The organism is Brevundimonas sp. BAL450 (genome assembly GCF_015767455.1).
In the GTDB taxonomy this organism is placed as follows: domain Bacteria; phylum Pseudomonadota; class Alphaproteobacteria; order Caulobacterales; family Caulobacteraceae; genus Brevundimonas; species Brevundimonas abyssalis.
Genome location: NZ_JADWOW010000006.1, coordinates 1 through 763 on the forward strand (window position 1 = coordinate 1; position 763 = coordinate 763).

Annotated in this window: 1 protein-coding gene; it reads left to right on the forward strand. The window is 71.0% G+C overall.

The window, feature by feature from the left end; all coding sequences use genetic code 11:
* A partial coding sequence (locus IWC96_RS00020; RefSeq protein WP_196838116.1) for a hypothetical protein occupies positions 1-653 on the forward strand: 653 nt, incomplete at its 5' end.
* Positions 654-763 lie beyond the last annotated feature (110 nt).

Below are 763 nucleotides of genomic sequence, written 5' to 3' on the forward strand. Positions count from 1 at the left end.
CCCTCGCGCCCGACCCGGCGCCGCCGGCGCAGGACGAGCCCCTTGTCATCCCCGAGGCGCCGGAGGCGCCATCGGGGACGCCCCTCACCACCTCGCAGGTGGTCGACAAATGCTGGTCCCACGTCCAGGCCGCCGTGGCCGCCGGGCAGCTGATCCAGGCCCGCGGCTGGCTGCGCCTGTACAAGGAGCTCAAGCCCCTCGTGCCCTTCACCGAGATCGAGGCCCGAGAGGCGGCCGAAAGCGCCGCTGGGGAGGAAGACGTTGCACTCCAGTTGCACTGTTTTTCCGATCCCGAACCTGAACCGCCAGAGCCCGAACCCGAACCCGAACCCGCCGACGATCTGGTGCGCCTCACCACCCAATTGGCCGCCGTCGCCCGTCAGGCGGAGACCGCCGCCCTCCAGCAGGATCTTGCACCCCCGTTGCACTGTTTTTCCGCTCCGGAGTCTCACCAACCGCCCCGCGCCGACGACGCCCCGCCGGACGGCACCGCCGCCGACGCGGTCCCCGATCCCTTGCCCGCCAGGGATCTCGCCCGCCTCATCGCCGAACTGCAGGCCGTCACCGCCCGCGCCGAACAGACGCTCGACGCCGAAACCGCGTTGCACTGTTTTTCGCCGCCGGAGTCTCACACCCCCGGACAGGGGCCGTGATGTCACCACCGCCACCAAACCCGTCATCCTCGGGCTTGTCCCGAGGACCCATCTCCGCTCCGGACACGATCCTTTACGGGCCTGATCACCCCGCCCGCCCCGGCCGCCGG